At 71.4% G+C, this 12,944-nt stretch carries 9 protein-coding genes and 1 pseudogene; 6 read left to right on the plus strand and 4 right to left on the minus strand.

Going from position 1 to position 12,944, the window contains the following annotated elements:
* The first annotated feature begins 523 nt into the window (after positions 1-523).
* Together LHJ74_RS32360 and ptsP are read left to right on the plus strand one after the other, a co-directional pair.
* Entirely contained in the window at positions 524-973 is a 450-nt protein-coding gene (locus tag LHJ74_RS32360; protein ID WP_260221879.1) for a PTS sugar transporter subunit IIA, read from the plus strand.
* Positions 974-1,050: 77 nt separating this feature from the next.
* Positions 1,051-2,721, plus strand: a complete 1,671-nt coding sequence (gene ptsP, locus LHJ74_RS32365; protein ID WP_260221880.1) for a phosphoenolpyruvate--protein phosphotransferase — start codon at positions 1,051-1,053, stop codon at positions 2,719-2,721.
* Between the two features lie 78 nt (positions 2,722-2,799).
* On the opposite strand, the gene LHJ74_RS32370 is transcribed toward ptsP, so the two are convergent.
* Together LHJ74_RS32370 and LHJ74_RS32375 are read right to left on the minus strand one after the other, a co-directional pair.
* A complete protein-coding gene (locus LHJ74_RS32370; RefSeq protein WP_260221881.1) occupies positions 2,800-3,717 on the minus strand; it encodes a DUF8829 domain-containing protein in 918 nt (305 codons plus the stop codon).
* A gap of 102 nt (positions 3,718-3,819) precedes the next feature.
* Entirely contained in the window at positions 3,820-5,838 is a 2,019-nt protein-coding gene (locus tag LHJ74_RS32375) for an acetoacetate--CoA ligase (RefSeq protein WP_260221882.1), read from the minus strand.
* A 290-nt stretch (positions 5,839-6,128) separates the two neighbouring features.
* On the opposite strand from LHJ74_RS32375, the gene LHJ74_RS32380 reads away from it, so the two are divergent.
* The 4 genes from LHJ74_RS32380 (at position 6,129) to glpK (ending at position 11,922) form a co-directional block, all read left to right on the plus strand.
* On the plus strand, positions 6,129-8,450 hold the full coding sequence (locus LHJ74_RS32380; protein WP_260221883.1) for a glycoside hydrolase family 31 protein: 2,322 nt from the start codon (positions 6,129-6,131) through the stop codon (positions 8,448-8,450).
* Positions 8,451-8,463: 13 nt separating this feature from the next.
* The gene (locus LHJ74_RS32385) at positions 8,464-9,276 is read left to right on the plus strand and encodes a M15 family metallopeptidase (protein WP_260221884.1); all 813 of its coding nucleotides are present in this window, start codon (positions 8,464-8,466) and stop codon (positions 9,274-9,276) included.
* Between the two features lie 285 nt (positions 9,277-9,561).
* Positions 9,562-10,296 (plus strand): MIP/aquaporin family protein, encoded by a 735-nt coding sequence (locus LHJ74_RS32390; protein WP_260221885.1) that lies wholly within the window; start codon positions 9,562-9,564, stop codon positions 10,294-10,296.
* 108 nt (positions 10,297-10,404) lie between these two features.
* Positions 10,405-11,922 (plus strand): glycerol kinase GlpK, encoded by a 1,518-nt coding sequence (glpK, locus tag LHJ74_RS32395; RefSeq protein WP_260221886.1) that lies wholly within the window; start codon positions 10,405-10,407, stop codon positions 11,920-11,922.
* 62 nt (positions 11,923-11,984) lie between these two features.
* On the opposite strand, the pseudogene LHJ74_RS32400 reads toward glpK, so the two are convergent.
* A pseudogene (locus LHJ74_RS32400) lies at positions 11,985-12,578 on the minus strand (GTP-binding protein); the annotation flags it as partial.
* Entirely contained in the window at positions 12,559-12,942 is a 384-nt protein-coding gene (locus LHJ74_RS32405; RefSeq protein WP_260221888.1) for a DUF742 domain-containing protein, read from the minus strand. The gene LHJ74_RS32405 and the pseudogene LHJ74_RS32400, both read right to left, overlap by 20 nt.
* Positions 12,943-12,944 lie beyond the last annotated feature (2 nt).

The following is a 12,944-nucleotide window of genomic DNA, read 5'->3' on the forward strand; positions in this document are numbered from 1 at the left end:
AATCCGACTGTTCACAGCGTCCTCGCTGTCTTTTGTACTTCAAAGGAACCACCACTCCCGGCCTGGAGGCCGGAAGCAGGGGTATCAACATTTGGCGTTGACTTTTGGCACGCTGTTGAGTTCTCAAAGAACGGACGCTTCCTTTGGCTACCGTCTCCGGCACCCTCCGGGCTTTCCCTTCGGTATTTCGTGTTCCCGACTCTACCAGAAGAATTCTTTCTGCTCGAAACCCTGTGACGCTCAGACATAAAGCGACTGGGGTGATATTGCAGAAGGAAGTTGGTGGATCGGGAGACTGCCAACGCCTGTGGCGCCGAGGCAGGGTCAGGACACTACAGTCCGGGCCAGGGGGAGGCAAATCCGTAGGGCGGCGGGGGGTTGGGCCGGGCCGGCAGAGGGCAAGGAGCAGCGCCGTACGGCAGTGCGGAATCGTCTCTTCCCATGACTTACGCTTCTGAACGGTGCGCCGTCCCGGACAGGTAGTGGCGGCGGCTGACCGAAACCCCGCCCTGGGAGGCTTCCCATGACCACCGTGACGTCCCCGCTGACCGGACGAGCCATCGGGCTTGCGGCTGTGCCCGATCCGGTGTTCTCCGGCGCGATGGTGGGGCCGGGTACCGCCGTCGATCCCATCCGTGAGCCGACCGACGCCGTCGCACCCGTGGACGGCATCGTCGTCTCTCTTCATCCGCACGCCTTCGTCATCGTCGACGCCGAGGGCCATGGCGTGCTCACTCACCTCGGGATCGACACGGTCCAGCTCAACGGCGAAGGCTTCGAACTGCTCGCCGCCAAGGGCGACACCGTGCGGCGGGGTGACCCGGTGGTCCGCTGGAATCCGGCTGCGGTGGAGGAGGCGGGGAAGTCCCCGATCTCGCCCGTCGTCGCGCTCGAGGCCACAGCCGACTCGCTGACGGATCTCGCGGACGAGGGAGACGTCGCTCCCGGCAAGACCCTGTTCAACTGGGTGTGACCCCTTGCTCCGGACAGGAGCACCAAGGGTGGTAAGTACGGCGGACGCGCCGCAGGATCAAACCGGAGACGGGTGAAATGGACACAACGCTTCGAGGCGTGGGTGTGAGCCACGGGGTCGCGATCGGCGAGGCACGGCACATGGGCACCGCGGTGCTGGAGCCGCCGACCCGGCAGATCGAGCCGGACGAGGCCCCGCGCGAGCAGGGGCGTGCCCGCCAGGCCGTGGACGCGGTGGCGGCGGATCTGACCGCCCGCGGGCAGCTGGCGGGCGGCGAGGCCCAGGCGGTGCTGGAGGCCCAGGCCATGATGGCCCAGGACCCGGAGCTGCTCGCCGACGTCGACCGCCGGATCGCCGTGGGCAGTACGGCCGAGCGCGGGGTCTATGACGCCTTCGCGGCCTACCGTGCTTTGCTCGCCGGTGCCGGTGAGTATCTCGCCGGGCGGGTGGCGGATCTCGACGATGTGCGGAACCGCATCGTGGCCCGGCTGCTGGGCGTGCCGATGCCGGGGGTGCCGGACAGCGACGAACCGTATGTGCTCATCGCGCGGGATCTGGCTCCCGCCGACACGGCGCTGCTGGACCCGGCGCTCGTCCTCGGTTTCGTCACCGAGGAGGGCGGGCCGACGAGTCACAGCGCCATCCTGGCGCGCGCTCTGGGTGTTCCCGCCGTTGTCGCGCTGCCCGGTGCGGGTGAGCTCGCCGAGGGCACGGTCGTCGCGGTGGACGGCAGCACGGGTGATGTCGTGGTGAACCCCAGCTCCGAGGAGCGTGCCGAACTGTCGACGGCGGCTGACGAGCGCAAGGCCGCACTCACTGCGGCGAGTGGCCCGGGTGCGACCTCCGACGGGCACAAGGTGCCGCTGCTGGCGAACGTCGGCGGGCCGGCGGACGTACAGGCCGCCCTGGAGGCGGGTGCGGAGGGTGTCGGTCTCTTCCGTACGGAGTTCCTCTTCCTCGACGACAGCTCGAAGGCCCCGTCGGAAGACAAGCAGGTCGCGGCCTATCGGCAGGTCCTGGAGGCGTTCCCCGAGGGCCGGGTCGTGGTCCGGGTGCTGGACGCCGGTGCGGACAAGCCGCTGGACTTCCTGACACCGGGCGACGAGCCCAACCCCGCGCTGGGTGTGCGCGGTCTGCGCTCGCTCCTGGACCACGCCGAGGTGCTGGACACCCAGCTGCGCGCGCTGGCCCGGGCGGCCGAGGGGCTGCCGGTCTATCTCGAGGTGATGGCGCCGATGGTCGCGGACCGCTCGGACGCCAAGGCGTTCGCGGACGCGTGCCGGGCGGCGGGGCTGCGGGCGAAGTTCGGTGCCATGGTCGAGATCCCGTCGGCCGCGCTGCGGGCGCGTTCCGTCCTCCAGGAGGTGGAGTTCCTCTCCCTCGGGACGAACGACCTGGCGCAGTACACCTTCGCCGCCGACCGTCAGGTCGGTGCGCTCTCCCGGCTGCAGGATCCGTGGCAGCCCGCGCTGCTGGATCTGGTGGCGCTGTCCGCGGACGCTGCGAAGGCGGAGGGCAAGAGCTGCGGAGTCTGCGGCGAAGCCGCCGCGGACCCGATGCTCGCGTGTGTGCTGACGGGGCTGGGCGTGACGAGCCTGTCGATGGGCTCCTCGGCTCTCCCCTATGTACGCGCCACGCTGGCCAAGCACACGCTCGCCCAGTGCGAGCGCGCGGCTGCGGCCGCGCGCGCCGCCGACAGTGCGCCCGAGGCGCGGGCCGCCGCGCAGGCGGTGCTGTCCGGGGAGTGATTCCGGCCGTTCGTCGAAGGCCCGTGCGCACCGACCGCCGAATGGCAAAACGGTGCGCACGGGCCTTCTTCCGTGCGGTCAGGCAGAGCCACCGGACGCCGGGGGCAGGGCGATGCCCGGCCGGTAGCGGACGCCCGCTTCCGGCGGGACCGGCTCGCCCGTCTCCGCGTCGGTGCAGTAGGCGGAGAACACCTCGGCCTCGCTCAACGGGCTCAGCCAGCCGCCCCGCAGCCGCCAGCCCCGGACCGTCTCGCTCCCGCCCTCGTGCGGACAGGTGCGCACGACGACACCGCCCGGGCTGTCCGTGGCCATGCCCGCGGCCAGCACTCCGCACAGCAGCAGCGGCTCCGGGTCCCGGAGGCTCAGCCCGCCCTCCGGGAGCCGCTCGGCTCGGAGCGCCGCGCTCAGCGGTGCGTCGGGAGCGCTGACGCTGCACACCAGGTGGTGGACCCCGGGGCCGGCGGCCTCCAGCAGAAAGCCCAGCGCCTCCACCGCCCGGCGGAACACGGCCTCTCCGTACTCCTGCGGATCGGCGGGAGACTCCGGCGTGCCGGCGTCGCCCGGCTCTGCGCAGGCGATCAGGGCGGTGACCTCCTCCCAGGTGAGTGCGGGCTCCCGGGCGCCGAGGAGCAGCGGGACCAGCCGGCCGATGGTCTCGCCCCCGTAGGGGACGGTGAATCCGGCGGCTGCCACCTCCGCGGTGTAGCGCGTGCGGCTGGCAGCGGTGTCGGGATCCAGCTGCTCCTCCTCGCAGTACAGCGCGTAGTCGGCGGCGTCGAAGCAGGCGACACGGGTGTGCACCCCCTGGTCCGTCAGGGAGCGCAGCAGCACTTCGGTCTGCCGCAGGTACGCCTCGTGGTCGTCGAAGGTGAAGGACCGGTACCTGCTGCTCATCGTCGCGAAGTCCCCCGGCTCCGCGAGCACGGCGACGGTGCTCGGCGCCTCGCGGCGGAGCCTGCGGTACGCCCTCCGCTTGCGGTTCCTGGTGTGTGCCATGACTGCTCCCCTCATCCCCTCATGTCCCCTCATGGGTGACTTGCTCACTCACCGTAATCGGGGGGTCTGACAACGGGGTCGGCGCCGGGGATCACGCGGGGTTCAGGAGGGGCGCTCCTCGGCCAGCCGCTGGTAGAAGCCGAGCAGCGCGGCGTCGTCCACCGAGCCGGTGTTGACGGCCTTCTCCAGTGCCGTTCCCTGGAGCAGGCGCTTGACGGGGACCTCCAGGCGCTTTCCGGTGAGGGTGTGCGGCACGCCGGGGACCTCGATGATGTCGTCCGGGACGTGCCGAGGTGACAGCTCCTTGCGGATTGACTGCTTGACCCGGTCACGGAGGGCGTCGTCCAGGGCCGCCCCCGGCGTGAGGTGGAGGAAGAGCGGCATCCAGTAGCCGCCGTCCTCCTGTTCCACCCCGATGACGAGGGACTCGCGGATCTCCGGCAGCCGCTCCACCACCTCGTAGATGTCGGCCGACCCCATCCGGACGCCCTGGCGGTTCAGGGTGGAGTCCGAGCGGCCGTGGATGATCACGGTGTTTCGGCTGGTCAGGGTCGTCCAGTCGCCGTGCCGCCAGACTCCGGGGTAGGTGTCGAAGTAGCTCTCGTGGTACCGGACGCCTCCGGGGTCGTTCCAGAAGCGCAGCGGCATGGAGGGCATCGGGTTGGTGACGACCAGTTCGCCGACCTCGTCGACGAGCGGGTGGCCTGCCGGGTCCCATGCCTGCAGGTCGGTGCCGAGGCCGGGGGCCTGAAGCTCACCGGTGTAGACGGGAAGGGTGGGGACCGCCCCGGCGAAGCAGGAGCAGACGTCCGTACCGCCGCTGACGGAGGCGATCCACAGGTCCTCGGCGACCGCGTCGTGCAGCCAGCGGAAGCCGTCGGGCGGGAGCGGGGAGCCGGTGGTGGCGACGCAGTTGAGGGCCCGGAGATCGAAGTCGCGGCCCGGCCGGACGTCGGCCTTGCGGCAGGCCATCACGTAGGCGGCGGAAGTGCCGTAGAAGGTGGCGCCGGTGCGTTCGGCGATGCGCCACTGTGCGGCCGTGTCGGGGTAGCCGGGGCTGCCGTCGTAGGTGATGACCGTGCAGCCCGTCAGCAGTCCGGAGATGAGGAAGTTCCACATCATCCAGCCGGTGGACGTGTACCAGAAGAAGCGGTCGCCCGGCCCGAGGTCGCAGTGCAGCCCGAGCTGTTTGAGGTGTTCGAGGAGGATGCCGCCCTGTGACTGGACGATGGCCTTGGGCAGGCCGGTGGTACCGGAGGAGTAGAGCACCCACAGGGGGTGGTCGAAGGGGACCTGTTCGAAGACCGGTTCCACGTCGGCGGCGGTGAGCACGTCCCATTCGAGGGCGCCCTCGGGTGCGGGGGTGCCCAGCAGCGGCACATGGACGACGGCGCGCAGGGTGGGGAGCTCGCGGCGCAGTTCGGCCACGGTCGCGGTGCGGTCGTGTTCCTTGCCGCCGTAGCGGTAGCCGTCGACGGTGAAGAGTACAACCGGTTCCACCTGCTGGAAGCGGTCCAGCACGCTGCGGGCGCCGAAGTCGGGTGCGCAGGAGGTCCACACGCCGCCGACGGCTGCGGTGGCCAGCAGCGCGACGGCGGCGTGCGGGATGTTGGGGAGGTAGCCGCTGACGCGGTCGCCGGGGCGTACGCCGAGCCTGCGCAGCTCGGCCGCGAGGGAGCCCACCTGGCGACGCAGTCCGGCCCAGCTGACGGGCACCGGGTCGTGGGTCTCGTCCAGATGCAGCAGGGCCGCCTCCGCCGCGCGGGTGGGATCTTCGGCGGTGCGCAGCGCCGCTTCCGCGTAGTTCAGCGTGGCGCCGGGGAACCACGTGGCCCCGGGCATCGCGGTGTCGCCGAGCACACTCTCGTACGGGCTGGAGAACCGTACGTCGAACCACTCGGCGACGGCCTGCCAGAAGGCGGGCAGATCCTCCGTGGACCAGCGGTGCAGCGCCGCGTAGTCGGCTGCGGGGCCGGCGCCCGGTACGGCGGCGGGAGCGCCGTGGTGTTCGGCGGCCCACCCCTGGAAGCGGGTGATCCGGGCCCTGCCGATCCGGTCGGGGCCGGGCCGCCAGAGTGGCTCCGGGGCGGACGGCTGCGGTGTGCGGTGTGCTGCGGTCATGGCGGCTCCCGGCTGTACGCGTCGTGTGCGTCTTGGTGTGAGTCATCGTGCGCTTCGCCGTCCACGCACGGGCGGGGGTGTGCGCGTGACGCGTCGGCTGGGCAGGACGATGCCATGTGATCGTTGCCGGCACCAGGGCGGACGGCACCGGCGGCGCTCGTCCGGCCTTTCGCCGCATTTGCCGCAGGCAAGCGGAGAACCGCGGCGGTGTGCGGCGAACCGGCGGCGCCCTGGTGAACGACAGTTGAACGCCACCGCCCCCTGCCGGTGTCGGTGGCAGGCTGAGCAGCATGGATGCACGTGGCCTGGTGCGGTCGGTGAGGGCGGTCGGTACGCCTCTGGGGGTGCGCACCATGCGCGAGGCGTGGCGGCGGCACCGTACGGACGCGGCCGGGCTGCCCCGTCCGCGTGCCGAACGGGCCCGGGTGCCCGGCGCGGCGCTGGGTGCGGAGCCATCGCCCGGCGGCGGGGTGATCCGTTTCGCCCGCTCGTCCCTGCGGGTACGGGTGGCGGTCGGCGGCGCGGTCTTCTGCGGCTGGGACGGAGCCGCGCCGGAGCCGTCGTACGCGCTGGCCGGGCCGTGCCCCGAGGCGGATCCGCGGGCCGGGCTGGAGCCGGACAAGAACGGCGGCTGGCGGGTGGTCTCCGAGCGGGTGATGGTGACCGTCTCGCGGCACGGCGGGGTCGAGGTGCGCACGCCCGGCGGGGTGATGCTGCGCCGCGAGCTGCCGCCGCGCTGGTGGGAGCCCGCGGACGGCACGGCGGGGGGCCACTGGGCGCAGCGCTCGCAGGTGACCCCGGACGCGCGGTTCTTCGGGCTCGGCGGCAGGGCGGTGGGGCCGCGGCTCCCGGACGGCGCCTACCGGCTCTGGAACTCCGGCCCGGGCACCTTTGACAAGGGCCCGGACCCGCTCTCCCTCACGATGCCGGTGCAGTTGGTCGTCGCGGACGTGGGCAGCCATCTGGTCTTCCATGACAACACCTGGGACGGGCGGGTGACGCTGCGTCAGGGCAGCGAGGGGGCTGGTTCCGGGCATGACCGGCCGGGCCGCTGCGAGGTGCGGATGAGCGGCGGGCCGCTGCGGTACTGGGTGGTGACCGGTCCGCCGGCCCGTATCCTGCACGGCTGGGTGACGCTCACCGGGGCGCCCGCGCTGCCGCCCGACTGGGCGCTGGGCCATCAGCACGCGCGGTGGGGTTCGGGCGCGGAGGCTCGCCAGGTCGACGAGGTCCGCCGGACAGCCGACGGCTACCGCGAGCACGGGCTGCCGCTGCATGCGATGCACTTGGACATCGACGACCACCACGGCCACCGGCTCTTCGCCGATGGCCGCGACCGCTTTCCCCGGCTGCCCGAGCTCGCCTCGGAACTGCGGGAGCGGGGCGTGCGGCTGGTGCCGGTCGTGGATCCGGCGGTGCGGGTGCAGCCGGGCAGCGCGGTCTACGACAGCGGCGCGGCGGCCGACGTCTTCGTACGGGACTCGCGCGGGCGTCAGGTGCGGGGGGCGGTCTGGCCGGGGCGCAAGGTCTTCCCCGACTTCACCGACCCGGGGGTGCGCAAGTGGTGGGGCGGGCTGTACACGCGGGAGGCCGAGCCCGTCTCGTTCGCCTCGTTCGCCGCGTTGGCTGACCGGACGCTGCCGCTCTCGGCCCGGCACGCCCTGGAGGGGCGGGGCGGCGACCACCGGGAGGCGCACAACGTGTACGGGCTGGCGATGGCACGGGCCGGTCATGACGCGTTGCGGGAACTGCGTCCGGCGGAACGGCCGTTCCTGTTCTCCCGTTCCGGCTGGGCGGGTATGCAGCGGTACGGCGGTGCCTGGTCGGGGGCCGTACGGGCCGACTGGCCGGGGCTGCGCGCCTCGCTGGCGCTGGTGCTGGGGCTCGGCCTGTGCGGCGTGCCGTACTCGGGCCCGGACATCGGCGGGTTCACCGGATCGCCGTCGCCGGAGCTGTATCTGCGGTGGTTCCAGTTGGGGGCCTATCTGCCGCTCTTCCGCACTCATTCGGCGAAGGGTGCGGGGCGGCGCGCGCCGTGGGAGTTCGGGCCCGAGGTGCTGGAGGGTGCGCGCGCGGCGCTGGAGCGGCGGGAGCGGCTGCTGCCCTATCTGGTGACGCTCGCCCATCTCGCGCACCGCACGGGTGCCCCGTACGCACGGCCGCTGTGGTGGCAGCACTCGCGTGACCGGGCGCTGCGGGACTGCGACGACGCCTTTCTGCTGGGGGACGCGCTGCTGGTGGCACCCGTACTGGAGCAGGGCGTGGTGCGGCGTACGGTGCGGCTGCCGCGCGGGCGCTGGTACGACACGGCGACGGGCGAGGCGTACGAGGGACCGGCACGGGTGGAGATCGCGGCGCCGCCGGCGCGGATCCCGGTGCTGGCGCGGGCCGGTGCCGCGATCCCGGTGGCGGGAGCGGAGGGAGGGACGGAGCTGGAGGTGTGGGCACCCGCGCCGGGGCGCACCGGAAGCGGGCTGGTGATCAGCGATGCGGGGGAAGGCTGGCAGCGGCCGTTGGTGGAGCGGCTGACCGTACGGATGCACGGGGCGGAAACGGTGGTGACACGCGAGGACGGGACGCCGGTGGTCTACCCGGTGCGGGTGCGCGGCTGATAGAGCAGTGGCCATGGCTGTCACTGGTTTCAGGGGCGGGCGCGCCGCCGCCGTGCTGGCGCTGGTCTGCGCGCTGGTCATGGCGCCGCCGTCGCCGCAGGGGGCCGCTTCCGCACCGCGGACGCCGGCCGCAGCCCGGCTGCCCGCCGGTTTCGTGTCGCTGCGCGAGGCGGCACCGACGGTCCGGCAGGAGATCCGCTACTTCACCCGGCACAACTTCACGGGCGCGCGCGTCGACGGCTACCGCAGGCCGTTGTGCCTCCTGACGGTCGACGCGGCCCGTGCGCTGCGGGAGGCGCAGCGGCACTTCCTGAAGCGGGGCTACACGCTGAAGGTGTACGACTGCTACCGCCCGCAGCGCGCGGTGGACGAGTTCGTCCGCTGGGCCGGAGACACGGGCGATCGGTCAGGGCTGAAGCGGGAGTTCTACCCCCGGGTCGACAAGTCGCAGCTGCTCGCGGACGGCTACATCGCGGCGAAGTCCGGGCACAGCCGGGGCAGCACGGTCGATCTGACCCTGGTGGAACTTCCTGCACCGCCGACCCGGCCGTATGTGCCGGGCGAGCCTCTGGTCCCGTGTATCGCGCCGCGCGAGGAGCGCTTCCCCGACAACTCGGTCGACATGGGCACCGGGTACGACTGCTTCGACCCGCTCTCCCGCACGCTGGACGAGCGTGTCGCGGGCCGGCAGCGCGCCAACCGGCTTCTGCTGAAGCGTGGGCTGGAGAGGGCGGGTTTCCGGAATTACCCCGCCGAGTGGTGGCACTACACCTACGAGCCGGAGACCTTCCCGGACACGTACTTCGACTTCCCGGTTGAACGATGAACGGTGACGACGGTGGCCGGGACCACCCCCGTCGGTCCCGTGCCACCGTCATGGGTAAGGGACGTCGCTTCCTTGGCCCCGGTTCATTCCCGGTGCCCCTGTGACGGAGATGCAGAAGTGGTGACGTGGCGATGACACTCCATTTCGCATCCCCCGGTCGGCGCAATATCCGCGCCACGATCCGCGTCGTCCATCATCTTGACGGTTCATCGGGTCAGATGAACACTTCCGGCACGCTCGCCACGGAGGGCGGAGTGTGGACGGAAGAGCCAGTAAGGAGCCGTCATGGAGCAATTCTCAAACGGGGACATCTTCGTCGGCGAAATCATCGGCACGGCGATCCTGGTGCTGTTCGGCGTAGGCGTCGTCGCCGCCGTGAACCTGCCGCACTCCAAGGCGAAGGGGGCCGGATGGGTGGCCGTCTCCTTCGGCTGGGGCTTCGGAGTCCTGGCGGGTGCCTACACCGCCGCTCCCCTGTCCGGCGGGCACATCAACCCGGCTGTGACGTTCGGGATCGCCGTCGAGAGCGGCGAGTGGAGCAAGGTGCCGGTCTATCTGTGCGGACAGTTCATCGGCGCCTTCCTCGGCGCCGTGCTGACATGGGCCGCTTACTACTCTCAGTTCGCGGCCAACGCCGACCGGGAGCACGCGCAGCCGACGCTGGTGAACTTCTCCACCATCCCGGCGGTCCGCAACCCGGCTGCCAACCTCATCACCGAAATCATCGCCACCATCGCGCTGGTGCTGCCGCTGCTGGCATTCGGGCTGGACACGGGCCTCGGCGAGTCGGGCACCCAGATCCTGATGGTCGCCCTGCTGGTCACCGGCATCGGCCTCTCCCTGGGCGGTCCGACCGGGTACGCCATCAACCCGGCCCGCGACCTGGGCCCCCGTATCGCCCACGCGATTCTGCCGATCCCCAACAAGGGCACCTCGGACTGGGGCTACTCCTGGATCCCGGTGGCAGGTCCGGTCATCGGCGGCATCATCGGGGCCGGCGTCTACAACGCCGCCTTCTGAGGCACGCGGTACCGAGCACGTGAAGAGCACCGACTCCCACCCCACCCGAATTTCATCCGAGTAGCCGAGCAGCCGAGCAGCTGAGCAGCCGAGTAAGGGGACGTGATCATGACGGACTCGTATGTCGCGGCAATCGACCAGGGCACCACGTCCAGCAGGTGCATCATCTTCGACCAGCACGGCGTCCCGGTCGCCGTCGACCAGCGTGAGCACCGCCAGATCCTTCCCCGTCCGGGCTGGGTGGAGCATGACGCCGCCGAGATCTGGGCGACCGTACGGGCGGTGGTGACCGGCGCGCTCGCCAGAGCGGGACTGCACGCCGGCGAGCTCAGCGCGCTGGGCATCACCAACCAGCGGGAGACCACGGTCCTGTGGGACAGGAGGACCGGAGAACCGGTACACAACGCGATCGTGTGGCAGGACACCCGCACCGTGGGGCTGTGCGAGGAGCTCGGCGGCACCGAAGGCCAGGACCGCTTCCGCGACCGCACCGGGCTGCCGCTGGCCAGCTACTTCTCCGGTCCCAAGGTGGCCTGGCTGCTGGACCAGGTGCCCGGCCTGCGGGCGCGGGCCGTGGCCGGGGAGATCGCCTTCGGCACCATGGACTCCTGGCTGATCTGGAACCTGACGGGTGGCACGGACGGCGGAGTGCACGTCACCGACGTCACCAACGCCGGACGCACCATGCTGATGAACCTGGAGACCCTCCAGTGGGACCCCTCGATCCTGGCCGCGATGGACGTGCCCGAGGCCCTGCTGCCCGAGATCAGGTCCTCTGCCGAGGTGTACGGCAACGCGGTCGGCCCACTCGCCGGGGTACCGGTCGCGTCGGCGCTCGGCGACCAGCACGCGGCGGTCTTCGGCCAGACCTGCTACGGCGTGGGCGAGGCGAAGAACACCTACGGCACGGGCTCCTTCCTGCTCCTGAACACCGGCACCCAGCCGGTCGCCTCCCAGCACGGCCTGCTCACGACGATGGGCTACCAGTTGGGCAGCGAGCCCCCGGTGTACTGCCTGGAGGGCTCGATCGCGATCACCGGCGCCCTGGTGCAGTGGTTCCGCGATCAGCTCGGCATCATCTCCGCCTCCGACGACATCGAGCCGCTGGCGGCGAGCGTCGAGGACAACGGCGGGGCGTACATCGTGCCTGCCTTCTCCGGCCTGTTCGCCCCGTACTGGCGTTCGGACGCGCGGGGCGTCATCACCGGCCTCACCCGCTTCGTCACCAAGGCACATCTGGCGCGGGCGGTCCTGGAGGCGACGAGCTGGCAGACCCGGGAGGTGGTGGACGCGATGTACCAGGACTCCGGCGTCCCGATCACCACGCTCAAGGTCGACGGCGGCATGACGGTGAACAACCTGCTCATGCAGCACCAGGCAGATGTGCTCGGGGTGCCGGTGATCCGTCCCGTGGTGGCGGAGACGACCTGTCTGGGCGCTGCCTACGCCGCTGGGCTGGCGACCGGCGTGTGGTCCGGGCTGGACGAGCTGCGCGCGCAGTGGAAGCGCGACAAGGAGTGGTCCCCGCGCATGGACGCCGGGACGCGGGAGCGTGAGTACGCGAACTGGCACATGGCGGTGGAGCGAAGCTTCGGCTGGCACCGGGAGAACGGCTCCCGGGGCTGAGCCTGACGACGGCGGGGGCGGTGAGCCCGGGTTTCTCAGTCCGCGGGCCCGCCGCCGTTCGCCGCCCCCGTCCGCATCGCGTGCTCGACCACCGAGATCAGCACCTCACGCACGGACTCGCGCTGTCGCGCGTCGCACAGCAGCACCGGCACCGTCTGCCCCAGATCGAGCGCCCTGCGTACGGTCTCGACCGGATAGCGGTCGGCGCCGTCGAAGCAGTTGACGGCGACGGTGAAGGGGATGCCGCGCCGTTCGAAGTAGTCGATCGCCGCGAAGCAGTCCTCCAGACGCCTGGTGTCGGTGAGCACCACGGCGCCCAGGGCACCCTGGGCCAGCTCGTCCCACAGGAACCAGAACCGGTCCTGGCCCGGTGTGCCGAAGACGTAGAGCACCAGGTTCTCGTTGATGGTGATACGGCCGAAGTCCATGGCCACCGTCGTCGTGGTCTTGGTCTCCACGCCTTCGGTGTCGTCGTACGGCCGGCTCGCCTCGGTGAGCGCCTCCTCGGTACGCAGCGGCTTGATCTCGCTGACCGCCCCGACCAGGGTCGTCTTGCCCACGCCGAAACCCCCAGCCACCAGCAGCTTCAACGCCACCGGATCCTGGGCCGCCGCCGCGCCCTCGCGGCGGCCTCGCTCAGAGCGCCCGAAGACCATCGATCACCTCGCGCAGAATGTACTCGTCCGGCAGCTCGGCCGGCGGCACGGGTCGGGTGACGCGGACCAGCTCCGCGTCGATGAGATCGCTGATGAGGACGCGCACGACCCCCACCGGCAGGTCCAGTTCGGTCGCCAGCTCCGCCACGGACCGGGGGGTCCGGCGGCACAGCATGACGATGTCGACGTGTTCCGGCGCCAAACTGTGGTGGTCGTCGGCCCGGTCGGCAAGCGAACCCTCGGCGATCACCAGCGCGATCAGATCGAGCTGCGCCGCGTCGGTAGTGCCACGGGTACGGCCGCGTGTCATCGCGTACGGCCGTACCACCGGGCCTGCCGCGTCGTCGAACCAGCGGTCGGTCATGG

Origin of the sequence: Streptomyces gossypii, from assembly GCF_025165795.1 — a bacterium.
Classification (GTDB): Bacteria; Actinomycetota; Actinomycetes; order Streptomycetales; family Streptomycetaceae; genus Streptomyces; species Streptomyces gossypii.

Excerpts from the sequence above, each read along its gene's own strand:
- LHJ74_RS32360 (WP_260221879.1), top strand. The coding sequence starts at position 524 with ATGACCACCGTGACGTCCCCGCTGACCGGACGAGCCATCGGGCTTGCG.
- ptsP (WP_260221880.1), top strand. The coding sequence starts at position 1,051 with ATGGACACAACGCTTCGAGGCGTGGGTGTGAGCCACGGGGTCGCGATC.
- LHJ74_RS32370 (WP_260221881.1), bottom strand. The coding sequence starts at position 3,717 with ATGGCACACACCAGGAACCGCAAGCGGAGGGCGTACCGCAGGCTCCGC.
- LHJ74_RS32375 (WP_260221882.1), bottom strand. The coding sequence starts at position 5,838 with ATGACCGCAGCACACCGCACACCGCAGCCGTCCGCCCCGGAGCCACTC.
- LHJ74_RS32380 (WP_260221883.1), top strand. The coding sequence starts at position 6,129 with ATGGATGCACGTGGCCTGGTGCGGTCGGTGAGGGCGGTCGGTACGCCT.
- LHJ74_RS32385 (WP_260221884.1), top strand. The coding sequence starts at position 8,464 with ATGGCTGTCACTGGTTTCAGGGGCGGGCGCGCCGCCGCCGTGCTGGCG.
- LHJ74_RS32390 (WP_260221885.1), top strand. The coding sequence starts at position 9,562 with ATGGAGCAATTCTCAAACGGGGACATCTTCGTCGGCGAAATCATCGGC.
- glpK (WP_260221886.1), top strand. The coding sequence starts at position 10,405 with ATGACGGACTCGTATGTCGCGGCAATCGACCAGGGCACCACGTCCAGC.
- LHJ74_RS32405 (WP_260221888.1), bottom strand. The coding sequence starts at position 12,942 with ATGACCGACCGCTGGTTCGACGACGCGGCAGGCCCGGTGGTACGGCCG.